This window comes from Sporosarcina sp. SAFN-015 (assembly GCF_059415085.1).
This window is the reverse complement of record NZ_JBPFDR010000001.1, coordinates 605,428-629,063: the sequence shown is the minus strand read 5'-3', so window position 1 is coordinate 629,063 and position 23,636 is coordinate 605,428. Positions and strand designations below refer to the sequence as shown.

At 43.4% G+C, this 23,636-nt stretch carries 22 protein-coding genes; 9 read left to right on the top strand and 13 right to left on the bottom strand.

Annotated features, from left to right (window positions below; genetic code table 11):
- Window positions 1-115: 115 nt before the first annotated feature.
- The gene (locus tag ACR65H_RS02990; protein ID WP_440498573.1) at window positions 116-628 is read right to left on the bottom strand and encodes a methylated-DNA--[protein]-cysteine S-methyltransferase; all 513 of its coding nucleotides are present in this window, start codon (window positions 626-628) and stop codon (window positions 116-118) included.
- Window positions 629-945: 317 nt separating this feature from the next.
- Window positions 946-2,400 carry an Msr family ABC-F type ribosomal protection protein gene (locus ACR65H_RS02985; RefSeq protein WP_440498572.1) on the bottom strand — a complete coding sequence of 485 codons (1,455 nt, stop codon included), beginning with the start codon at window positions 2,398-2,400 and terminating at the stop codon, window positions 946-948.
- 522 nt (window positions 2,401-2,922) lie between these two features.
- On the opposite strand from ACR65H_RS02985, the gene norA reads away from it, so the two are divergent.
- From norA to ACR65H_RS02955, 6 genes are all read left to right on the top strand, one after another.
- On the top strand, window positions 2,923-4,086 hold the full coding sequence (gene norA / locus ACR65H_RS02980; protein ID WP_440498571.1) for a multidrug efflux MFS transporter NorA: 1,164 nt from the start codon (window positions 2,923-2,925) through the stop codon (window positions 4,084-4,086).
- 211 nt (window positions 4,087-4,297) lie between these two features.
- Window positions 4,298-4,633: an ArsR/SmtB family transcription factor gene (locus ACR65H_RS02975; protein ID WP_440498570.1), complete on the top strand. Its 336-nt coding sequence runs from the start codon at window positions 4,298-4,300 to the stop codon at window positions 4,631-4,633.
- Window positions 4,634-4,654: 21 nt separating this feature from the next.
- On the top strand, window positions 4,655-5,605 hold the full coding sequence (locus ACR65H_RS02970; RefSeq protein WP_440498569.1) for a cation diffusion facilitator family transporter: 951 nt from the start codon (window positions 4,655-4,657) through the stop codon (window positions 5,603-5,605).
- A gap of 120 nt (window positions 5,606-5,725) precedes the next feature.
- On the top strand, window positions 5,726-6,013 hold the full coding sequence (locus ACR65H_RS02965) for a metal-sensitive transcriptional regulator (RefSeq protein WP_041072599.1): 288 nt from the start codon (window positions 5,726-5,728) through the stop codon (window positions 6,011-6,013).
- A gap of 75 nt (window positions 6,014-6,088) precedes the next feature.
- Complete coding sequence (gene copZ / locus ACR65H_RS02960; RefSeq protein ID WP_440498568.1) at window positions 6,089-6,289, top strand: copper chaperone CopZ; 201 nt, start codon at window positions 6,089-6,091, stop codon at window positions 6,287-6,289.
- A gap of 119 nt (window positions 6,290-6,408) precedes the next feature.
- On the top strand, window positions 6,409-8,820 hold the full coding sequence (locus ACR65H_RS02955) for a heavy metal translocating P-type ATPase (RefSeq protein ID WP_440498567.1): 2,412 nt from the start codon (window positions 6,409-6,411) through the stop codon (window positions 8,818-8,820).
- Between the two features lie 43 nt (window positions 8,821-8,863).
- Here the strand turns inward: ACR65H_RS02955 and ACR65H_RS02950 are convergent, their stop codons facing one another.
- The gene (locus ACR65H_RS02950) at window positions 8,864-9,292 is read right to left on the bottom strand and encodes a GatB/YqeY domain-containing protein (RefSeq protein ID WP_440498566.1); all 429 of its coding nucleotides are present in this window, start codon (window positions 9,290-9,292) and stop codon (window positions 8,864-8,866) included.
- A 160-nt stretch (window positions 9,293-9,452) separates the two neighbouring features.
- On the opposite strand from ACR65H_RS02950, the gene ACR65H_RS02945 reads away from it, so the two are divergent.
- Both ACR65H_RS02945 and ACR65H_RS02940 read left to right on the top strand, forming a co-directional pair.
- On the top strand, window positions 9,453-10,301 hold the full coding sequence (locus tag ACR65H_RS02945; protein WP_440498565.1) for a cytochrome c oxidase assembly protein: 849 nt from the start codon (window positions 9,453-9,455) through the stop codon (window positions 10,299-10,301).
- Between the two features lie 150 nt (window positions 10,302-10,451).
- A complete protein-coding gene (locus ACR65H_RS02940) occupies window positions 10,452-12,128 on the top strand; it encodes a methyl-accepting chemotaxis protein (protein ID WP_440498564.1) in 1,677 nt (558 codons plus the stop codon).
- Window positions 12,129-12,331: 203 nt separating this feature from the next.
- Here ACR65H_RS02940 and ACR65H_RS02935 read toward each other — a convergent pair whose 3' ends face one another.
- Window positions 12,332-12,670 carry a zinc ribbon domain-containing protein YjdM gene (locus tag ACR65H_RS02935; RefSeq protein ID WP_440498563.1) on the bottom strand — a complete coding sequence of 113 codons (339 nt, stop codon included), beginning with the start codon at window positions 12,668-12,670 and terminating at the stop codon, window positions 12,332-12,334.
- A 386-nt stretch (window positions 12,671-13,056) separates the two neighbouring features.
- Between ACR65H_RS02935 and proS the strand changes: the two genes are divergently transcribed.
- Window positions 13,057-14,493, top strand: a complete 1,437-nt coding sequence (gene proS / locus ACR65H_RS02930; protein WP_440498562.1) for a proline--tRNA ligase — start codon at window positions 13,057-13,059, stop codon at window positions 14,491-14,493.
- Between the two features lie 106 nt (window positions 14,494-14,599).
- On the opposite strand, the gene ACR65H_RS02925 is transcribed toward proS, so the two are convergent.
- From ACR65H_RS02925 to ACR65H_RS02885, 9 genes are all read right to left on the bottom strand, one after another.
- Window positions 14,600-15,346: an HAD-IIB family hydrolase gene (locus ACR65H_RS02925; protein WP_440498561.1), complete on the bottom strand. Its 747-nt coding sequence runs from the start codon at window positions 15,344-15,346 to the stop codon at window positions 14,600-14,602.
- Complete coding sequence (locus ACR65H_RS02920; RefSeq protein ID WP_440498560.1) at window positions 15,315-16,532, bottom strand: glycosyltransferase; 1,218 nt, start codon at window positions 16,530-16,532, stop codon at window positions 15,315-15,317. The genes ACR65H_RS02925 and ACR65H_RS02920 overlap by 32 nt, the downstream gene beginning before the upstream one ends.
- 152 nt (window positions 16,533-16,684) lie before the next feature.
- Window positions 16,685-17,875, bottom strand: coding sequence for an alanyl-tRNA editing protein (locus tag ACR65H_RS02915; RefSeq protein ID WP_440498559.1), 1,191 nt, complete (start codon window positions 17,873-17,875; stop codon window positions 16,685-16,687).
- Between the two features lie 65 nt (window positions 17,876-17,940).
- Window positions 17,941-18,300, bottom strand: a complete 360-nt coding sequence (locus tag ACR65H_RS02910; protein WP_440498558.1) for a hypothetical protein — start codon at window positions 18,298-18,300, stop codon at window positions 17,941-17,943.
- 262 nt (window positions 18,301-18,562) lie between these two features.
- Window positions 18,563-19,297 carry a hypothetical protein gene (locus tag ACR65H_RS02905; RefSeq protein ID WP_440498557.1) on the bottom strand — a complete coding sequence of 245 codons (735 nt, stop codon included), beginning with the start codon at window positions 19,295-19,297 and terminating at the stop codon, window positions 18,563-18,565.
- Window positions 19,294-19,824 (bottom strand): RNA polymerase sigma factor, encoded by a 531-nt coding sequence (locus ACR65H_RS02900; protein ID WP_440498556.1) that lies wholly within the window; start codon window positions 19,822-19,824, stop codon window positions 19,294-19,296. The genes ACR65H_RS02905 and ACR65H_RS02900 overlap by 4 nt, the downstream gene beginning before the upstream one ends.
- 124 nt (window positions 19,825-19,948) lie before the next feature.
- Window positions 19,949-20,836, bottom strand: coding sequence for an EamA family transporter (locus tag ACR65H_RS02895; protein ID WP_440498555.1), 888 nt, complete (start codon window positions 20,834-20,836; stop codon window positions 19,949-19,951).
- A gap of 66 nt (window positions 20,837-20,902) precedes the next feature.
- On the bottom strand, window positions 20,903-22,330 hold the full coding sequence (hemG, locus tag ACR65H_RS02890; RefSeq protein WP_440498554.1) for a protoporphyrinogen oxidase: 1,428 nt from the start codon (window positions 22,328-22,330) through the stop codon (window positions 20,903-20,905).
- On the bottom strand, window positions 22,323-23,459 hold the full coding sequence (locus ACR65H_RS02885) for a TIGR04053 family radical SAM/SPASM domain-containing protein (protein ID WP_440498553.1): 1,137 nt from the start codon (window positions 23,457-23,459) through the stop codon (window positions 22,323-22,325). Before ACR65H_RS02885 ends, hemG begins: the two co-directional genes overlap by 8 nt.
- Between the last annotated feature and the right edge of the window lie 177 nt (window positions 23,460-23,636).

Below are 23,636 nucleotides of genomic sequence, written 5' to 3'. Positions count from 1 at the left end.
GAGTCCGGTTCAATACCGTCTTCACACCAGCCAACTAGCTGCGTAATATAAAACTCTAACTTTTAGGGGTCACATCAGAGTAGTCCTCTCTCAGCAGGTTATTTGTTCTTCTCTATTATTGTTCCAACGCCAGCAATTGCTTTTTCATCTCCAAACCACCCCGAAAGCCGGTTAGGTTGCCGTTTTTCCCGATGATGCGATGGCATGGGACAGTGATCAGCAGGGGATTGGCTCCGATTGCAGCGCCAACTGCACGCACCGACTTCGGATTTTGAATCCTTTCGGCAATATCAGAATACGAAACTGTCTGACCGTACGGTATTTCTTGTAAAGCCATCCAGACAGATTGTTGAAATGGAGTACCATGAAGATCCAAAGGCATTGTGAATGCTTTCCGTTTTCCTTCCATATAGTCAATCAGTTCTTCTGCATATGGTTCCAAGATAGAACTGTCTTCTACCAAACTATACGTAGGAAGTCGTTTCTTCGACCATGCGGCAAGTTCTTCGAATGGAGCGTCATGCGGACCGGCGTAGCAAAGCCCTTCAGTTGTCGCAGCCAAATATAGTTTCCATTGTCCATGATTCAATAGCGTCCAGTAAACGATATTCCTCTTGTTTTGTTCCATGTCTATCCTCCTCCCATTCTATTTCTTACGGTAATTATACCTCAAATTTCTTTAGTCATCTCCAATAGTGTAAATGCCTATAAAACTCGGTGAGTGATCATAAACCTCGGTGAGTGCTCATAAAACCTGGCGAGTGATCATAAACCTCGGTGAGTGATCATAAACCCTGGTGAGTGATCATAAAACTTGATAAGTGATCATAAACCTCGGTGAGTGCTCATAAAACCTGGCGAGTGATCATAAAATACCTCCCACACAAAAAAACCACTCCCACAGAAAGTTGTGTCATCGACATTCCGGATAGTCTCTCTTATCAGCTACATCAAGTTCATCTTTTGCGAATGGATCATATACTGCATATCTGCCACATGATCGATAAATGTTTGATCATGTGAGACGAAGACGACTGTCCCTTCATATGCCAGTATAAATTGCTCCAACGCATCAAGCGCATGGATATCCAAAAAGTTCGTCGGTTCGTCCAACAATAAAATATTGTATTCCCCTAAAAACAATTGGCATAATTGTATTCGGATTGCTTCGCCCCCACTTAGAGACTGCATATGCTTCTGAATATCCGTTCCTGTAAATTGCATCGCATGCAATACGCTTCGCAAGAAACCTTCATCATAATCAGATCGGTTGCTCAAAAATTGAAGAACTGTTTCATTGCTGGTAAATTGATAACTCATCTGTTGGAAGTATCCGATTTTAGCCTTTGGTGAAATGATAAGGTTTTCTCCATCCTTTGCAATGTAGTTGAGCAATGAACTTTTCCCAACTCCATTTCCACCGGTGATCGCAATCTTTTTTCCAAGCGGCAGTTGGAAGCTCACATCGTCCAATAACAATTTCCCTCCAGCTTGAAGGGTTAGACGATCTGCCATTATCGGGAATTTGTTATGCAATTCCAATGCTTTTGACTGCCGGAAGACGATAGGTCTATCTTCTACAACCGCGTCTACTTTTTCCATATTTTCGATTCGTTGCTCAATCGCTTTGGCTGCACGATATACGGCCTTTTGGCTCGTGCCTTTCGATTTCGTTTCAAACATGCGATTTGCTTTCGCTTTAGCTTCCTTTTTCGACATATTGGTTGCTTGTGTAATTTTTTCAGCCTTTTTCATTTTTTCTTGCGCAGCTTGCTCCAGGCGGCTTTTTTCCTTCAAGAACTGCTCGTGCGCTTGGCGTTGCTGTACACGTTCTAACTGCTTTTGCGCTTTATAGTCACTGTAATTTCCCTGATAGACATGTACTTCCCCTTGGTGCACTTCCCAAATTGTCGTCACCAGCTCGTCTAAGACAGCCCGATCATGGCTGATGAGAACGAGGGCTCCATAATAATAGCGTAGTTCATCCAGTAAAAATGAAATGCCGACACGGTCCAAATGGGTAGTCGGTTCGTCGATTAACAATGCTTCGTGATAATGAGTAAACAAATGTGCGAGCTTGAGCCTCGTCTGCTCTCCTCCGCTAAGTAGATCCGAGTTGTTCGGAACAGCTAATCTGCCAAGCATCCCATGATCCGCCTCTATCGAGGATGCAGGCTCGAGCTGTTGAAAATATCCGTATTCCTTATGACACAACACTTTTCCTCTCGTCGGTTGGATTTCCCCTGCAAGCAGCTTGATAAGCGTACTTTTTCCAGCCCCGTTTTGCCCGACAATTCCAATGCGATCAAACTGATGCACAGCAAGATGTTCAATTGTAAGGATTTCTTTATCTAAATAAGTCATTTCTATATTCTTTAATTCAAAACAAATTTGTTCCATTTTCGCTACCTCCGAAATGTTTGATTTCGTATCGATAGCTGGAATCGATACGAGCTTATAGATCTAAGCCCGTATATCAATAAAATAATAAAGTCATCATCGTTTTCCCCTCCAATAAAAAAAGTACACAGATCGCCCTGTGTACTTGAAAATTGGCATGGATATCCCGTAGAGCGCTTTGTTTTCTACAACATACCTAAACCGTACACATAGCAAATAAACCGTATAAATCGGTATTTACTTCATGTATATGGATCAGTACAGTTGTAAAAATGCCATGTATTGTTCGCTCCTCTCAATTAATCTCATCTTATCGAGTTCTTTTTGAATTGTCAATTTCAATCGAGACAAAAAATGCAGGTACCTTTAAAGCTAAAATTGAAGATTCATTAAACTTTGTCGAGAAATAGGTATTCGATGAATTACTAGCTTTTCAGGTAAAGATGGTATAATCTTCAAAAGGTGAAACACCCCATCGGTCTCGGTGCAAGGCACCTTGCAGAAAATTAGAGGAGATTTCCTATGAAAAGAAAAAATGTAGTATTGGCGATATTGTTAATGAACCTTTTTATCGCCTTTTTAGGTATAGGGCTTGTCATTCCAGTTCTTCCGACGATTATGAATGAACTGAAGATCACTGGCTCCGTCGTTGGATATATGGTTGCCGCATTTGCGATTACCCAACTTATTTTCTCGCCGATTGCTGGTCAGTGGGTAGATAAATACGGGCGCAAAATTATGATTGTCATTGGTTTATTCATATTTGGATTTTCTGAGTTTTTATTCGGTATCGGTAAAACAGTAGAAGTCCTTTTTGTTTCCCGTATGCTTGGAGGTGTGAGTGCGGCCTTTATTATGCCTGCCGTAACTGCTTTCATTGCGGACATAACGACTGCCTCAAGCAGGTCAAAGGCGCTTGGCTATATGTCGGCTGCGATTAGTACGGGATTCATCATTGGACCGGGGCTTGGCGGGTTTTTAGCGGAAATCGGTACACGGGTGCCATTTTATTCAGCAGGTGTGCTTGGAGCACTCGCTGCAATCCTTTCCATTATCCTTCTGAAAGAACCAGAACGAGTGGCTGAGGAAGCACCGATTACCGGCCAAAAAACTGGACTGCGGCGTATTTTTATCCCAATGTATTTCATTGCGTTCATTTTAATATTTGTTTTATCATTTGGACTTGCCGCCTTCGAATCGCTATTTAGCCTCTTTGTCGATCATAAGTTCAGTTTCACGCCAAAAGACATTGCGATCGTCATTACAGGGAGTGCGTTAGTCGGCGCGATTGCACAAGTGGCACTGTTTGATCGTCTGACAAAATGGATGGGGGAAATTAATCTAATCCGTTTGTCATTAGGGGTTTCTACAGTTCTTGTTGTGTTGATGACCGTTGTCAGCTCCTATTTGTCTATTTTATTGACGACATTCGTTCTGTTTGTTGGATTCGACTTGATGCGTCCGGCGATTACATCATATCTATCGAAAATAGCCGGAAATGAACAAGGTTTTGTCGGAGGAATGAATTCGACGTTTACGAGCATCGGTACAATATTTGGCCCCATTATTGGGGGAGAGCTTTTCGACATCGATTTGGATTACCCGTATTATTTTGCAGCTATCGTACTATTGCTAGGGACCGTATTAGCGCTGTTTTGGAAGAAGCCGAAGCATGTAACACTATAGACAATAAAAAATATACGGGTGAAGGGGTTTAAAATCCTTCGCCTGTATATTTTTTTACATGTATCAAGAGAATTTACTATGTCATAGAACAATACCTATTTAGGGTATGTAAATAAAACTATGGGGTAATCTGCTTTAGGTTTGATAAATAAAAACATTTGTTATAGTATATGAGCATATGTTCATATATACAGTATTGGGGGGAATGAAAATGAGTGAAGAGAACCACGCAGATCAGGTTTTGGATGAAGATAAGCAACTTTTAGATGAAGAAACACTATTTGTTGTATCCCAAACGTTTAAAGCGTTGAGTGACCCAACGAGAATTCGGATTTTAAATTTATTATGCAAAGAGGAGCATTCAGTTAACGATATTGCTGAAACGTTAAATTTAAGCCAATCATCTGTCTCTCATCAATTGCGCTTTTTGAAAAATTTACGGTTAGTTAAGTTCAGAAGAGAAGGAACAACTATTTATTACTCAGAAGATGATCATCACGTTATGAATTTATTGAGACAGGCGATTGAACACGCCACGCATAATTAATTACGCGGAGGGGGTATCTAAATGGGTCATGATCACGGACACGACCATACGCATGGTGCAAATAAAAAAGTATTATTGATTTCCTTCCTGATCATTACTACTTATATGGTCGTGGAAGCGATCGGCGGTTTTTTGACGAACAGTCTTGCCTTATTGGCGGATGCCGGTCATATGTTGAGCGATTCAATCTCGTTAGCGATTGCGCTAATTGCGTTTAAGTTAGGTGAAAAAGCAGCGAGCAAAAGCAAGACATTCGGTTATAAGCGATTTGAGATTTTAGCCGCAGTATTAAATGGCGTCACATTGATTGTTATCGCTTTGTTCATTTTTTACGAAGCGATTCAACGTTTTGCAAATCCGCCTGAAGTTGCGACGACCGGCATGCTGATCGTCAGTAGCATCGGGCTGGCAGTCAATATTTTAGTTGCGTGGATTATGATGCGCGGTGGAGATGTGGAAGAGAATTTGAATATGAAAGGTGCTTATTTGCATGTCTTAAGTGATATGTTAGGCTCAGTCGGGGCAATTGCAGCGGCTTTGCTTATAATGTTCTTCAATTGGGGATGGGCTGATCCATTGGCAAGTATCATCGTCGCCATTCTTGTTTTGCGAAGCGGTTACTATGTATCGAAATCAGGCTTGCATGTGTTGATGGAAGGAGTGCCTCACAACGTTGATTTGGATAAAATAATCTACACAATCCGCAATACAGAAGGTGTCCATAGTGTACATGATTTACACGTTTGGTCCATTACGAGTGGTCTGAATGCACTTTCCTGCCATGCGGTCGTTGACGATCAAATGACAATTGCAGAAAGTGAAAAATTGCTGCGTAGTATAGAACATGCTTTATTGCATCAAAATATCCATCATGTGACCATTCAGTTGGAAACCGCTGCCCATCAACATGACGAGTCAATTTTATGCCAAGTGAAACCTGAAGCGTCGGAAGGGCACCACCATCATCATTAAAGTTAGTAGTGAGCGGTATATGTTAGCTTCTATAGGTTGTGTCAATATCATTGCTCTTCCTACTTGTAAGTGATATTATAGGGGTAAGGGGTATCCATGAAACTCTGAGGGGTGATTGATATGTCAGAAACGACAAAAAAGACTGTACAGCCGAACAAGCAGCAGTTGTTAAACCGATTGAAACGAATTGAGGGGCAAGTGAGAGGCGTTCACCAAATGATTGAAAACGACCGTTATTGCGTAGATATCCTACACCAAATTAGCGCGATTCAGTCTGCAATGAACAAGGTTTCATTAGCATTATTGGAAGACCACACACACCACTGTGTCGTCAATGCCATTAAAGGACAAGATGGAGAGGCAGCGATCCAAGAACTTATGAGTGTCATGAAAACAATGACAAAGTAATAAGATTTTCAACTTGACATACTGGTATAGGGTATAATATATTGTGGTTAACAACAAAATAGGAGGTTTTTCATCATGAAAGAAGTATTAAAAGTAGAAGGCATGTCTTGTGGTCATTGCGTTAATTCAATCGAGTCGAGCGTCGGCGAGCTAAACGGCGTTTCTGCTGTTAAAGTGGACTTAGCTACCAAAGAAGTGACTGTTGAGTTTGAAAATGGAGTAACTTTAGAGCAGATTAAAGAAACGATTGAAGATCAAGGTTACGATATCGCTTGATTGAAAGCATTCCGCTTACACCATGTGGGGGTATACAGCGGACGAAGAGATTATACTACAGTGTATAATCCTTCTTTTTTAAAAAATATATACCCCCACCATGTATTGGAGGGATACAAATGGCAACTTCAGAAACAACCTTGAAGATCAACGGGATGACGTGTGCAGCATGCGCGAACCGGATTGAGAAAGGGTTATCGAAAATAGAAGGGGTGGAAAAAGCGAATGTCAACTACGCTATGGAAAGTTCGACAATCGTGTTCGACCCTGAAAAAGCGAATATTGATGACTTTACCTCACGAATCGAGAAATTAGGGTATGGCGTCATTCAAGATAAAGCAGAGTTCGATATTTCTGGCATGACATGCTCAGCATGTGCGACGAAAATCGAAAAGCGAATTAATAAAATGGATGGTGTTTCAAAGGCTGCGGTCAACTTTGCGCTTGAAACACTCACCGTAGATTATAATCAAGGTCAAACGAGCCCGAATGAAATGATATCAACTGTTAAGAAAATGGGCTATGAGTTGATTCCGAAAAGCGATGGCCAAGAAAAGCTGGATCATAAAGAACAGGAAATCAAGAAGCAATACCGGAAGTTTATTCTCTCAGTGATTTTAACACTTCCGTTATTATGGACGATGGTGGCACATTTCGAATTTTTATCGTTCCTCTACTTGCCTGGATTTCTCATGAACCCTTGGGTGCAGCTAGCTTTAGCGACGCCCGTCCAATTCGTCGTCGGTGCAGCGTTCTACAAAGGTGCCTTTACGTCCTTACGAAATAAAAGCGCCAATATGGACGTCTTAGTGGCACTCGGTACAAGTGCAGCTTATTTCTACAGTTTATATTTATCGTTTGAGTGGATGGCTGCGGGAAGTGTCGGAGAGCCGGAACTTTACTTTGAAGCATCTGCAGTCATTATTACTTTGATCGTCCTCGGTAAATTGTTTGAAGTGAGAGCGAAAGGAAAAACGAGCCAAGCTATTCAAAAGCTACTCGGATTGCAAGCAAAAACAGCGCGCGTCTTAAAAGATGGCGTTGAAAAAGAAGTTCCAATCGAAGAAGTAGTTGCTGGTGACATTATTCTCGTTAAACCGGGCGAAAAAATACCGGTTGACGGAGAAATCATTTCCGGACAGTCGGCAATCGATGAATCGATGATTACAGGAGAAAGTATTCCTGTCGACAAAGTACCTGGAAATTCCGTCATTGGAGCGACAATCAATAAAAATGGTTCGTTGCAAATTAAGGCGACGAAAGTCGGAAGAGATAGCGCGTTATCGCAAATCGTTAAAGTTGTTGAGGAAGCGCAAGGATCCAAAGCGGAAATTCAACGGTTGGCGGATAAAATATCGGGTATTTTCGTTCCGATTGTTGTCGGAATTGCAATTTTGACATTCTTGATTTGGTATTTTGCCGTTACGCCTGGCGATTTTAGAGCAGCGCTTATCCCGACTATCTCGATTCTCGTCATTGCCTGTCCGTGTGCGCTCGGTTTAGCAACACCGACATCGATCATGGCAGGTTCAGGTCGAGCGGCTGAAATGGGCTTGCTTTTTAAAGGCGGCGAGCATCTTGAAAATACACGCTCCATCGACACGGTTGTATTGGATAAGACGGGAACAGTTACAAAAGGTCAACCTGCATTGACGGATGCAATCGTTGTTGATGGCTTTACAGATAAGGACGTATTTCAATTGGTCGCCTCGGCTGAAAATCAATCTGAGCACCCATTGGCGCAGGCGATCGTAACAGGCGTCAAAGGACAAGGTGTTGAACTGATTGAAGTGGAATCTTTCAATGCGCTTCCTGGATATGGAATCGAAGCGGAAGTTGCTGGCAAGCACGTGCTTGCGGGTACTCGGAAACTAATGCTAAGCCGAAATATAGCTCTCGATAATATTGAAGCGACTATGGAGAAAATGGAGAACGAAGGGAAAACGGCGATGCTCATCGCGATCGATGAGAAGCTTGCGGGTGTCGTTGCCGTTGCGGACACGGTAAAAGAAACGTCCAAAGAGGCGATCCAAAGAATGCAGGAGCTTGGTCTAGACGTCATTATGTTAACGGGGGACAATCAGCAAACTGCTGAAGCAATCGGGCGGCAAGTCGGCTTGACGCATATTATCGCAGAGGTTCTTCCTGACCAAAAAAGCGATAAAATCAAGGAGTTGCAAGCTCAAGGGAAGAAAGTCGCAATGGTCGGAGACGGTATCAATGACGCACCGGCGCTTGCTATGGCAGATATCGGGATGGCTGTTGGCACAGGGACGGATATTGCGATAGAAGCGGCAGACATTACGTTAATGCGTGGCGATCTGAATAGTGTTGCCGATGCATTTATCATGAGCCGGAAAACGATGCGCAACATAAAGCAAAACTTGTTCTTCGCCTTCTTCTACAACACGATCGGCATACCTGTTGCAGCAATCGGCCTTCTAGCCCCTTGGGTAGCTGGTGCAGCAATGGCATTCAGCTCGGTATCGGTTGTACTGAATGCACTTAGACTTCAACGAGTAAAACTGTAACAGCATATGTAAAGCCCATCCAATAACGGATGGGCTATATTTATTACTGAATGAGACTTTTTACAGCTTTCGACATCGTTGCACCGTCCGTTTTGCCTGCAAGGAGCGGTTTTGCGATTTTCATCGCGTCCCCCATATTCATTCCTTGAACAACTCCAGCTTCTGTTAGCAGCGCCTTCACTTCGTCCTCGCTTAACTGTTTTGGCAAGAATGATTTCAGCAATGTCAATTTCGCCTTCTCTTGTTCAATCAAATCATCGCGTTGAGCTTTTTCTGCACCTTCCAATGCTTGATTCGTCTGCTTGATTTCGCGGTTAACGATTGCGACTTCCTCTTCTTCTGTCAGAGCGGAGCCCTTCTCTTTTTCAGCCATATCAAGTGCGGACTTCAAAAGTGTCAGCACCCCTTTGGAAAGTACATCTTTCTCTTTCATAGCCTTCTTCAGTTGTTCGAACACAGTTGTTTTTAACATCGTTCAAATCGCCTCTTTCCATTCATCAAATGCATCCAACCCATTCGATTTTGTTTAATAATTATAAATAACGCACTCCCGATAAGCAACTGAAGTGACAGTGTTAATCCCTCCGGAAAAACATACAATGAACGTAAGGCCTGAAAAAGGGAGGTACGTCTTGCTGGATATTAGACTATTTCTTGATGGTCAATCGCCATGGGATTTATCGTTACTGGCCGTTCTTATCTGTCTAGCTTGTTGTTATCTGTTTTTAGTGCAACGCTATTCTAAAATGGTATTGGGTAATAAACAGACCTTTCTTTTTCTCCTCGGATTCCTTCTATTTTACTTTACGATCGGCAGCCCATTTGCTGTCATTAGCCACCTCTCGTTCAGTTTGCACATGATTCAGATGAGCATTTTATACTTCATCATTCCGCCACTTCTTTTGCTGGGCATTCCTGAGCGTCTCTTCATAAAAGCGATTGAACTTCCAAAGCCACGGTGGATAAAAAAATGTAAGGTCCCTCCAAAAATAGCTCTCTATATATTTGCAGTGTTATTATTTCTATACCATTTGCCTTTCATCCTCACATTTCTTTCAACAACATCCCTCTTGCAAAATGGATATATAACGATTTTATTTTCTCTTTCTTTCACCATGTGGTCGCCTATCGCCTCACCGGATTCCAAGCGACAGCTTTGTAGGCAAGAGATGAAGCGGTATGCAATGACAAGTGGGTATGTGTTAATGCCAGCGTGTCTCTTTTTCATAGTGGCCGCCTTTATCGGGGGGATAGAAAATCCTTTATTTACACAACTGACCGCTCATCTTTGTATACCAGGTACATCAAATGCTATTACAGTGCTCCCCCCTCCATTCAACACGAAGTATGATCAGTTCATGGCAGGGATCGTCATGATGGGACTGCATAAGCTTGGATTGGTCGGGACGCTTTCGCTGCAGGATAAAATAGTTGATCCTTCACTGAAATCTGAGACGAATGAAAGTTATAAGCTGACATAATCAATATCTTAATTCAGCAAGCCTCCCACCGGTTTATTCGGAAGAGGCTTGCTATTTTTATTAATTAATTATTTTATAATCGGTCAATCTAACCGATATTACTAAACGTGCCTGTAGGGGGATATAAAATAATAATAGGAGATGTAAAGTATGTTTAAGACAATAAAGAGAAAATTATTGTTTTCTTTTTCATTAGTGATTTTATTAGTGCTTATGTATGGCATTTATAATATTTCAGTAGTGTTAAAAAGTAACAATGAAGCAAGGAATATTGTAGATAAGGAGCTCCCATTATTAATTGCCCATGAACAGATGGCGTTGACGATGGCTAATCGTATTTCAACGGCTCGTGGGTATGTATTATACGGAGGAGATTTTAAAGAAAGATTCAATGAGTACAGCGAGCATGGAATGAAAAATGAAAAGATAATCCGTGATATACAGGAGACCGATGAATTCGATAAGCTCATTGAACAAACAGTTGAATGGAGAACGTTCATAACTGAGGAAGTATTTGCTGAGTATGACAAAGGCAACAAGGAGCGGGCTCTCAAAAACCTGGAGGATTCCACCCCGTTGGTTCGTGAAATTATGACAGGCTATGAAAAACTGGCAGCAGATTATGAAGCGAATATTAATGCAGCAGAAGCGGAAATTATCGCGGGCGGGGAATTGACATTCAAAATCGTAAGTGCGGTGACGATTATAGTCATCATATTAAGTATTGCAGCTGCATTATTCACTGCAGATCAAATTACAAAACCAATCAAAATGGTAATGAATCGCATGCTGGAAATGGCTAAAGGTGATTTAAGCGGCGACAATATGAAAACAAAATCGAAGGATGAAGTTGGCCAGCTTGTCCTTGCTGCAAATGAGATGAGCGAAAATACACGTAGTTTATTGAATACGATTAATGGCATATCGGCATCCGTATCAGCCCAAAGTGAAGAGTTGACGCAATCTGCCACCGAGGTGAAAGCCGCTACCGATCAAGTTGCGATGACGATGTATGATCTGGCGGAAGGTGCGGAGTCGCAAGCGACACAGGCGAGCCATCTATCTGACTTGATGGATTCATTCGTTCATCGTGTGGAAGAGGCGGATGAAAAGGGTGGACATATTCAAGTTGCTTCAACACAAGTGTTGGATATGACGTCAGAAGGTCGTCGCTTAATGAATCTGTCCAATGAACAAATGAGCAGAATCGATAAAATCGTACAATCCTCTGTAGAAAAAATTCAAGGCTTGGACGCCCAGTCACAAGAAATATCAAAATTGGTTGTTGTCATTAAAGATATCGCCGATCAAACGAACTTGTTGGCTCTAAATGCAGCTATCGAAGCAGCAAGAGCAGGCGAACATGGCAAAGGTTTCGCGGTTGTAGCCGAAGAAGTAAGGAACTTGGCAGAGCAGGTTTCACTTTCCGTTACCGACATTACGAAAATCGTAGGCGACATCCAATCAGAATCCAGTTCTGTGGCAGCATCCCTATTGGAAGGATATGAGGAAGTCGAGAAAGGGACAGAACAAATTACACAGACGAGCCAAACGTTCAATGATATTAACGATGCTGTGACTGAAGTGGCATCGCATATAACAATGATTTCGAGCAACTTGTCGGAGATGGTTTCCCGCAGTCAGGAAATGCGGAGCTCGGTTGAAGAAATCGCTGCCATTACTGAGGAGACATCCGCAGGCGTTGAACAAACATCTGCGTCGACTCAACAAACAAACAGCTCGATGGAAGAAGTGGCAATGAGCTCTGAGCAATTGGCGAAATACGCTGAAGAGCTTAATCGAAATGTGCTTCAATTTAAATTGTAAGCTAGCATGTCATAAGAAAAGGGCTGTCCAAAAGTATGTTGGACAGCCCTGTTTGTTTTTGACGGTAACGCAAACTTATCGATCATTTCACAACGGTTATCGATCAATTTCACAAACTTATCGTTCATTTCCTAACAAATATCGATCATTTCCCAAAAGTTATTGTCACTTTGTGACCTTTGGATCACTAATAGCTTATTGTTTTATATCTTCTTCACAAACTCCGATTTCAACTGCATCGCGCCGAAACCGTCAATTTTACAATCAATATCGTGATCGCCTTCGACTAACTTGATGTTTTTCACCTTTGTACCCATTTTGACGACATTTGAGCTGCCCTTCACTTTCAAATCCTTGATGACAGTAACAGTATCGCCGTCGTTCAAGACATTGCCGTTCGCATCCTTGACAACAGCGGCTTCAGCTTCCGCCTCTTGAGATTCCAATGTCCACTCATGGGCGCATTCAGGGCAAACGAACAGATTTCCATCTTCATATGTGTATTCCGAATTACATTTCGGGCAGTTTGGTAAATTGCTCATATCGATATTCCTCCATCCATTAGTATCAATCATACTATAGCAGAGAATAGGATTAATCCAAGCCCGCAAGAGAAAACAAAACTGTATTTGTATAAATCTCAAGTATTTGCTATATTATAAGCAATATGGAATCGTAGATGTGGCCAAGTAAATGGAAATTGTGAAACAGAAAGTATGGCAACTTGCTGAGAGTCGTACCACCGCTTTTCATTGAACCCTACCACGGAGATGTCATGCAAACATGACCGGGTCGTTTTCGTTACAAAACGTTCGAGGGCTTAGCGTCGCTAGGCCGAATGAAGGTGGTACCACGTCTATCCAGCGCAAAGACGTCCTTATATTAGGACAGCTTTGCGCTTTTTATTATGCATAGGGAGGAAATTATTGTGAGTAATCAGCAAAACGATTTTTCAAAATGGTATATCGACACGATCCAGAAGGCGGATTTGATGGATTATACGCCTGTCCGCGGATGTATCGCATTTAAACCGGATGGTTTTGAAATTTGGGAGCATATTCAAGAGGAAATGAATAGACGTTTCAAGGAGACAGGCCACCGCAATGCGTACTTCCCGATGTTGATTCCTGAATCATTCTTCCAAAAAGAGAAGGATCATATTGAAGGGTTTTCTCCTGAACTTCCATGGGTAACGGAAGCGGCGGGCGAGAAATTAGAAGAGCGCCTTGCGTTGCGTCCGACTTCCGAAACGATGATCGGCCATTTGTATTCTGATTGGATCAAGAGCTATCGTGATCTACCTGTGTTGATCAACCAATGGGCGAACGTTTTCCGTTGGGAGAAGAAAACACTGCCTTTCATTCGTACTTCTGAGTTTCTATGGCAGGAAGGGCACACGGCGCATGCAAATGAAGAAGAGGCACGCGAAGAAACGATGCAAATGTTGAATATTTATAAAGAAGTTGTGGAAGATCTATTGGCGATTCCTGTTTATGACGGACAAAAAACGCCTTCTGAACGTTTCGCTGGCGCTGTCGACACGTATTCGATCGAAGCGATGATGAAGGACGGGAAAGCGGTTCAAGCAGGGACTTCCCATTATTTAGGTACGAAATTTGCGGAAGCATTCGACATCAAATATTTGACGAAGGAAAACCGTCATGAATTCGTCCACACGACTTCATGGGGAACGTCGACTCGTTTGATCGGTTCCGTCATTATGGTGCACGGAGACGAGCAAGGGCTTGTACTGCCGCCACGCATCGCACCGACGCAAGTTGTTTTGATTCCGGTCGGTCCTTGGAAGAAGAACCCTGCCATTATGGAGAAGTTGGAAGAACTATTTGCACAGCTGAAAGCGAAAGGCATCCGTGTGCGTCTAGATGATTCCGATCAGTCACCAGGCTTCAAGTTCAACGAGTGGGAGCTAAAAGGTGTACCGGTCCGTGTTGAATTAGGGCCACGTGATTTGGAAAACAATCAGGCGCTCATGAAAGCGCGTGATGAAGGTGACAAAGTCGCTGTTGACTTGGCGAATATCGTTGAAAGTATTGAACAGGAATTGCAAACGATGCAGACACGTCTACTTGAAAAGGCGCGCGTATTCCGTGCAGAGCATTCCCACACGCATATCGACACAATTGCTGATTTGAAGAAACATATCGCTGATTCAGCAGAAAAAGGAGAAATCCCTGGTTGGATCCTTGCCGGCTGGTGTGGCGATGACGCGTGCGAGGAGCAAGTGAAGGAAGAAACGAAGTTCACGACACGCAATATCCCATTCAATCCACCGGCTGAAAAGTCGACTTGCATTAATTGTGGAAAAGACGCGAAGCATACTGTTTGGTTTGCAAGAGCGTATTGATTTGTTGCATCAATTAGGCTGCCATCCCTTCATAGGGAGGCAGCCTTTTCGTTTCGTGTTGGTTCGTTTTAATGTGGAGATAATACCGTAACGATTCGGTGGTAACTCAAGCGAACGACTCCCGTCCGTCATTATCTCCATAAAAATGCAACCATGCTTCGTGGATGCCGCCTGCGCAGTTTTCATTAGCGCGAAAGAGAGTCTCACACGGTTCCATTTCCAGCAATTCCGGCTGGGCATTGCCGACGATGACGGAAGGGTGGCCGAGCGACAGCATGTCCCGGTCATTGCCTGAATCGCCTGCAATGAGCAATTGTACGCCCTCCATCGCATACCGGTTGAGTGCATATTCCAAAGCATTCCCTTTACCTGCTTCTAATGGAAGTACGTCGATGTCCCGATTAGAACTGAAAATGAACGTATGAGCAATCGATGCGTCCACGAGAGCTTCCTTGAATTCATTCACCGCTTCTAAACTTTCCTCCACAGTGAAGGAGATGCGCTGATCATCGGGCAGCTCCTGCCTATTCAACATCGGAAAGTTGGCGGCAATTTCTACAATTTTATCGGCCTGCCAATCTTTCTGCATACGCTCTTTCCAATATAAATCTTCGACCAACTTTTCAGAGTGATAAATAGACGTACCAACATCTGTTATAAGCAAATCGGGTGTTGGCAAACCCTCTTCCTTCATAAGGGAATGAGACGAGGACAAATGCCTCCCCGTTACATAGACGAGCGCCACTTCATCTGAAGAGCTGTCAAAGAATCGAAGCAGTCTCCCAAGCGCTTCTTCATCGCCTACAAATGTTCCATCCAAGTCAGTCGCTAGCAAGTACTTCTTGTTCTTCAAACATAACCACCTCATACAATCCATCCATTTTCTTGGCGACAGTGTACCAATCGAATTCCCTGCGTGCATAGGCAGCGGCGCGCCGTCCGAGGGAACGGGCAAATTCTCGGTTCACTGCAATAAGCTTCATGGCGAATGCCAAATGCTCTTGATTTTCCTTTTCGATATGGAGTCCCGTCTCCCGATGGCGGACAACATCCTGTAAACCGCCGACTTTCGAGGCGATGACAGGACTGCCGCACGCTTGCGCTTCTGCAGCGACCATTCCGAATGATTCGTACGTGGAAGGGACGATGACAGCAGTTGCTTCATTGAAAAGTTGTGCTAATTGTCTCTGGGAGCGGGCTCCGATAAACTCTACATGTTTTTCGAGGCCATTGATCGCTTTTTTTAATTTCGGACATGTCGGTAATTTTTTTTGAAGATCAATTGTATCCGGATCTCCTCCCGCAATGACAAGCTTCGTTGATGGAGGAAGCTCGTGCCGCTCCATTAAAAGTCTATATGCATTGAGAAGTGTGTAGATCCCTTTTGTCTTTTCAAGCCTTCCGGCAAATGCGAAATAAGGTTGTTGTTTTTCTTTCCGGATTGTTGGTTTGAAACTCTTGTCCACTCCTATCGGAATGACCTTAATAGGGGAAGGGTCTTCAACGAAGTTTTTGATTAATTTTCTTTCAGATCCAGTTGTGGCGACTACTGTGTCGGCTAACTGCAATATCAATTGTTCGGCTGCCATTCTTTTTTCTTCCCGAACGCCGGTAGCTTGCTCTTTCGCAACTCCCAATGAGTGGGAAGTGTGAACCCAGGGAATGCCATAATCCTCTGCCGCTTTTGCACCGAGCAGGCCGGATAGCCAGTAATGGGTATGCATGAGGTCATAAGACGCCAAGTCGATGAGAGATCGCATTTCATCATAAAAATCGAAGAGCATATTGTACATTTCGGTTTTGGGTACATAGCCTTTCACGCCGGCCGCCACGCGGATTACCCGGCATCTTGAACCGAATTCTTCTATCTGTGGATCACTCGCATCCGCCCAATGCGTAATGACATCTACTGTATGTCCTTTTTTATCCAATGACAGTGCCAATTGCTTTACGTAATTATTTTGCCCGCCTGCCTGCTCACCGCCGAGTGTTGCAAGCGGATCGCCGTGATCGGAAATGAATACTATTTTTTTCTTCATATAAATCTCCCTTTCGAAGATAACTGAAGTATCATGGTATCTAATGTCTTTATGTACCCGGACTGTTAAATAGTAAACATAAGATAGTTATTAAGCTTTATAAAATAATAAACTCCTCCCGGTTATAAAAATCGGGAGGAGTTGCATAGCAATTAGTTTGCAATTGTATTTTCCATAAGATTCAGCAGTTCTTCCGCAGTCATTGTTCGCTCGCCGCCGCCTTGCACAAATGCATCATTTCCGCCGCCCTTTCCGTTGAGAGGGGGCAAAGCCGCTGCGGAGACTAGTTTCATGCTAAGACCGACAGACGTACCCTTAGCAGCAACGAACTGAAGGCGATCTTCATTTTCTGCAACGAGGAGGACGATGACAGAATCATCTTCCGCTACAATGATTCTCGCTAATTTTTGCAACTCCTGCACGGTTCTACCTGTGAATGAAACTCTTAATATATTGCCGTTCCTATCGTTCAATAGATGTTTCGCCTCGAAAGTAAGCAAATCTTCCTTAGCCTGTTCCAATGATTTTTCCAATGAATGATGAGAAGCTAAAAGTCGTTCAATTGAATTGCTGATGCCATCTTCAGGCGCACTCAGCAGCTTGGAGGCGGCATTCAACTGCTCATGCTTACGATGAAGCTGCTGCAATACCCGGCCGCCGCAAACGAAGTGAACGCGGACTTTCCGCTTCTGTTTTTCCGTAGAAAGTATTTTCAGTAATCCGATTTGCCCAGTAGAGGACGGGTGGGTGCCTCCGCAGCCGTTCGTATCAAAATCCGGTATAATAACGAGCCTAATTTCATCCGTTACGGACAATTGCTTTCGCAATGAAAACTCCGAAAGCTCGTCCTCCGTCACCCATTTTGTTTCAATTGGACGATTCTCCAGTATAATATCGTTCGCAAGTTTTTCCACTGCAGCCAATTGCTCCATCGTAACGTTTTCTACGTCCAAATCAATGGAAACAAGCTCTTTGCCAAGATGAAAACTGATGGTCTGAAATCCGAACAGTTGAACAAAAGCCGCTGTCAAAATATGTTGCCCCGTGTGCTGCTGAATATGATCCAAACGACGTTCCCAATCGATAGCCCCTTCCACATCTTTGTTAGACTGAAGCTCCTCTTCAAGGAAATGGTAGATTTCACCGTCGACTTCCTCCACATCGATTACACGAATGCCATCTAGAGTGCCTGTATCATGCGGCTGTCCTCCACCCGTCGGATAAAATGCAGTATTGCTTAATACGACATACAGGCGCCCCTCTGAATCTGCTCCATTTTTGGTGATGCGTGCAGTGAAAGTCTTTTTATAGGCGTTTTGATAATACATACGATCCTTTAACATAGTACCGTCTCCTAGCGAGAATAGTTTTATTAGTAGTGTACAACAAATAGAAAAAGGCTTCCCACTTATTTCAGCGAGAAGCTCCGTTCATTTTTTTCCCGAAAGGAAAGGATCCTTTCAACTAATAAATCGTATTTGTCTTTCCATAGCGCCCTCATCGCCAAAGTTAGGAACAATAGGAATCCTAATAGAACTAGTGAAATAATGCTCGTTATCTGAAAGAATAGCATCTCTTTGAATCCGCCTAGTCCTATGGAAATGAGAATGCTGCTTACAAAAACAATAGAGCAGATAGGCAATAGTTGAATAAAAATATCAAATTGCCTTCTTTTGAAGAATCTCATTGTAAATGGTGTGATGAAGGCAATCAGCGTTATATATAGTACAACGATTAGCGTATCGATGACAATCATAAAAATGTCCATGTCTAACCCCCTAACACTCTTCTTATCAATCTATACCCTATATTCTTATAACATATGCATAAAAGGTGGCGAATCTACTTTTATACCTAAACTAAAAAAGGGGGAGTATAGGCTCCCCCCCTTAGCCTGTTGACAAACGCTCGCATCCGTTGTTGCTCGTGTCGCTCGTTGCTCATGAACTTTAGTTCTATTCGCGTCTTCACTCCACTTCGCGCCTAGGCTGGCAAGCGTTTTCAATCAGGCTGACACTGTAAAACTCCGTTCAATCGATAATTTCAAAGCTCTGCAGCATATGATAAAACCTTGCGCCGTGACCTTCCGCAGCTTCAAGGAAATACTTTTCGGTAATGACAAAGCTCCCATCTTTGCCGTTGCTGATGACGTACACATCGATGACTTTTCCGTCCCACGTCGATTCGGTAAGACCGTGCAACCAAAAGCCTTCCACCGGCTCCGAAACGGTTTCAATATCCCGCAAATCGGGGAAATCGACTTTCAATTTCTCCTCAATCTCTTGCACAAGCGTTTCTGGCTTGTCGGAAGGATATTGTTTAATTTCCATGCTCACTTCCGGATATTTCTCAGGGAGAGGTTCAATTGTCGTAATGACATCTGATTCTTCTCCTTTGATCATTTTATAACGAGACTCATCCACATAAATGATATACTCGGAATCTTTTCCTTCATTCAAATGGACTTCTGTCGGCTCGTCCTGCCCCTCAATGCTTTGAATGATCTCCTTTTCAGGGGCGAACATATCCTTGATACCTTTCATTAACGCCAAACCGGGCTCGGTCTGCAAGGTGAATGCCAAAACAAGTGCCGCCGCTGCGATAAGCAATGTGGGAATCCATCTCTTCTTCCGTTTCACTTCTTTCCGTCCCCCTTCGAATAATTCCTTGTTAATTTCATTCCAAATACTGTCTTTCAGTTCATGTACGTCTCCATCGGTATGTTTTTCAAGCTCCCTCTTTATCTGCTCGTCAAATTTGCTCATCGCGGCATATCCTCCTCTCGAGTAGAATCCAGCTGCTCCTTCAACCGCTTTCTTCCTTTGAATAATCGCGACTTGACTGTGTTCTGATTCAACTCTAAAATGTCCGCAATCTCTTTTTCGGAAAACCCTTTAATATACTTCAAGATAAGCGGAATACGGTGTGAGTCGTCCAATGCTTGAATGATATCGTAAAGCTCCGCCAATTGATCGAAGGAATTCTCCGCAAGGGAAGGGTCGTTCTCAATTGTCTCGATATTTGAAAGAGGGGACTCTTTTTTCAGTAAACGAAGACATTCATTCGTCAAAATTCGATAAAACCATGGATCGAAAGGCAAAGAGGGATTGAAGCTATCGATTTGGCGATATACTCGGATGAATGTTTCTTGCACTGCGTCCTTCGCCATTTCACGATTGCGGGTAATGGCGCTCGCCGTCCGAATTGCCGCACCTGCATATGTTTCATAAAATTGCCGAAAAGCGGCCTGATCACCTGTCCGTAATTTTTGAACCCACTTTTCCTGCTGCACGCGGCACACTCCTTTCAGAACAACCGAATTTGTCGCTCTCACTATATATACCCTCAGCATTGCCGAAAAGTTTTCGTCACAATAAAAAAACCACACCACTTATCCAAGTGATGTGGAAACAGCCTTAAGCGCTTTTTAATCGTATTTTTCGGTTGGCGACGCTAGGCAATGTCATGCCGACTAAGATAATCACAATGCCTCCCAGTTGCAAAAGGGTCATATGCTCATGCAATAAAAGCATCGACACAGTGACGGCAACCGGCAGCTCGATCGCGCTAAGAATCGATGCCGTTCCCGTACCCACTTTTGGAATGCCGATAGAGAATAAAAGAATTGGCAAGATAATGCCGAACACTCCTAAAATCAAGCCGTATACCCATAAGCCTTTTACCAATGTACCGTCCCAGATAATCTGAGGCTCTTGGAAAAAAGTGATAGCTAGGGCGGCGAAGAAGGACATGAATAGTAATCTTGTCAGCATGTCCATCCCCTCTACTTGACGTTGATTCACCATGAGGAATGCAGAGAAGCTGACAGCCGCAGCCATTCCCCAAGCCCATCCTTGCCACGGAATGCCGCTAAGATCTGCATCAAGCACGCCTGCTGCAAAAACTGTCCCTCCGAATAAAAATAGTAATGAAATGACTTCAATTCGCTTCGGCAGGCGTCGTCGAGCGATGCAGTCGAAAAGCATGCCAATCCAAGTGAATTGGAAAAGCATGACGACAGCGAGGGAAGCGGGCATTAAACTGACGGCTTTCCCATAAACTGTTCCTGTGATTGCTGTTAGTGTACCGGCAATTACAAGCGTAAAACCACCGCCGAACTTTGGAAGCTTTCGACGGACAACAAGATAAATGAGTGCGGCTAATAGAAAGCCGCTATAGTATTGGCTTGTCACGGCCTGGGGTGCTGTATACCCATCCGCAATGGCCAATTTAATGATCGTAGAAAGAATTCCATAACTGCACGCTCCAAGAATAACGAACAGCGGATACATCCAAGGTTTCATCATACATCCTCCAGTCCACGCAATAGTATAACATGGACAGGAAATAACAGGGGGGACAGACACATTTCATATGAATTTCAAATAATCCAATACGTCACCTGCCACCTGTTTTCCTTGCAGTATACAATCCGGGACCCCGACACCTTCATAACCAGCTCCGCAAAGAAAAACGCCTGGCATCGTACGTTGCAATGCTTGTCGAACGGCTGCAAGCTCCTCGACATGATTTACGGGATACTGCGGCATGGCTTTAACGGCTCTTGTCACTTCATGAAAGAGCGGTTTCGCGGTAATGCCCATAATTTCTTTCAAATCGGACTGGACTTTTTGCAACAACTGATCGTCCGTCAAGTCAACCCAATCTTGCGCTTGTTCATTTCCGACGTAACAGCGCAGCAGTACTTTATCCTTCGGCGCGGAATGGCTCCACTTCGAGGAGGTCCATGTACACGCAGTGAGATCTTTTCCTTCTTTGCGGGGGATGACAAATCCGGTTCCGTTGAGCGGATAAGGGATTGTGGATGCGTCATATGCGATTGCGATATTAGCAACGGATACGTAGTTGATCTTATGCAGCCACGTAGTGCCCGGCTCGTTCCGCAGCAGCTTTGCTGCCTCCGAAGAGGGAACGGCCATGATGAGACCGTCTGCTCGTATTGATTCTCCTGTACTTAGTTGAACGTCATATTGGCGATTCGTTGCTGAAATAGATTCGACACTGCAATCCGTCAGCATATGAATGTCCTTCATCGTTTCTATCAATCGGTTAATAAGCGATTGCATCCCGTGTCTATATGTCAAGAACATGCTTTTTTTTGCTATCTCGGGATATTGATGGCTTTCACCGGAGGGTTGTTTACCCTTCAGCATTCCTTTTATTAAACTGCCATATTTGCGTTCGAGTGCCAAGAAGTGTGGAAATGTGGCTTTCGTACTGATCTTTCGGGCATTCCCGGAATAAATTCCACCAAGCAGTGGTTCTGTAATATGTTCCAGCACTTCCTTCCCTAGACGTCGTTCAACAAAATGTCCGAGTGATTCATCTTCCGATCCCGTTTTTCTTGGCATGAATATGTCCATGGCGGCACGTGCTTTTCCCATGGGGGATATGAGTCCAGTTTTTAAAAATGGAGTCAACTTTGTAGGGATTCCAAGTACGAGTCCCAATGGCATAGGGTGAAGCTTTTTGTTCAAATATATATAATTAGCTCTAGCTTTGGGGTTTGTACCGACGAGTTCATTCTCCAGTCCAAGCTCTCTGGACAACTCAATGATTGGTAGTTTCCGGGATAAAAAAGAATCTGGCCCCTTTTCGATAATGAAGCCATCCTTTTTAACTGTTTGAATTCTTCCCCCCAATACGCCGCTTTTTTCGATAATATGAATTGTTAGCGGGGTATTCCGTTCCTCCGACAATTTCCTAGCGTAGTAGGCGGCACTTAGCCCTGTAATTCCGCCGCCAAGGACAACAATATGTTTTTGACCATTATTCATATGTTGTCACCTCAGGCTCATTTTCTCGAAGAGCTTTTGGAATATAGGAACAAGAAGGGTCGCTATCTAAGTAATCACCTGTCATTGCATATGCTCGAGACCTCGATCCCCCGCACACTTTATTGAATTCACAAACGCCGCACTTGCCCTTCAAGAGAGATTTGTCGCGTAATTCCCGCATGATCGGAGAGTTTTGATAGATATTTGTGAGTGACTGCTCGCGAATATTTCCACAAGAAACGGGTAAAAAGCCGCTTGGATAAACTTCACCGATATGGCTGATAAAGACGAATCCATCTCCATCATTTACAGGTTTTGGTGCTCTGCCCAATACATCCTTCCTTTTTAGTTCCCGCTCATCCATTTTACTTTCTGCATTTTGTTCTTCCTGTAGGAATACGCGCCGGTAGTGCGGAGCCTCGGTCGTTTTTACTCCATAAGGCATTGTTTGTTGTATTTGATACAACCATTTCATCACCTTCTCATGTTCATCAGCACTGATCATATCTTTTTCTTGGCCTCGGCCTGTCGGTACGAGGAAAAATGTACTCCAAAGAACAGCTCCCATATCTTTCACTTTTTCGGCAATTGCTTCGAGATCATGAAGATTGTAATTAGAGATTGTTGTATTCACTTGTATCGGGATATTCAGTTCTTTTAAATACTCGATTCCTTTCATCGTCCGATCAAAGGAACCTTTTGTTCCCCGGAAATGATCATGGATCTCTGCGCAGGAGCCGTCCAAACTGAAAGCCCAGCGCGATAATCCGACCTCCTTCGCTTTACGAATTGCTTCACGTGTCACTTTTGGTGTGGCGCTAGGCGTCATCGATACTGGAAGGTTTTTTTCTTCGATTGCATACTTGGCGAGTTCAAACAAGTCAGGTCTCATTAAAGGATCGCCGCCAGTAAACACAAATAACGGATTATCCATTAATGCGATTTCATCAATCAGCTTTTTCCCCTCTTCAAACGACAATTGCCATGGATTTGGTTTGTATTGTGCTTCAGCACGGCAATGCAAGCATTTTAAGGCGCAAGCACGAGTCACTTCCCAAATGACGATGAAAGGATACTTATTATAGTCCCTTCCATGTTGAATTTTTCGATCCTTGAATAAAAGGTTCATAAATAGCACTCCTATTTTATAGTTGTGACTTTTTGATTCATAAGATGAGAAGGATTTCTTTCCCCACCATCATAAGAGAAGGGAACACGGCTTGCTGTGATATTCGTCACATCTAGTTAGTCAAAACGGGATCTTCAAAAAATAATCGGATTTTGTTATGTACAATGTATAACAGTG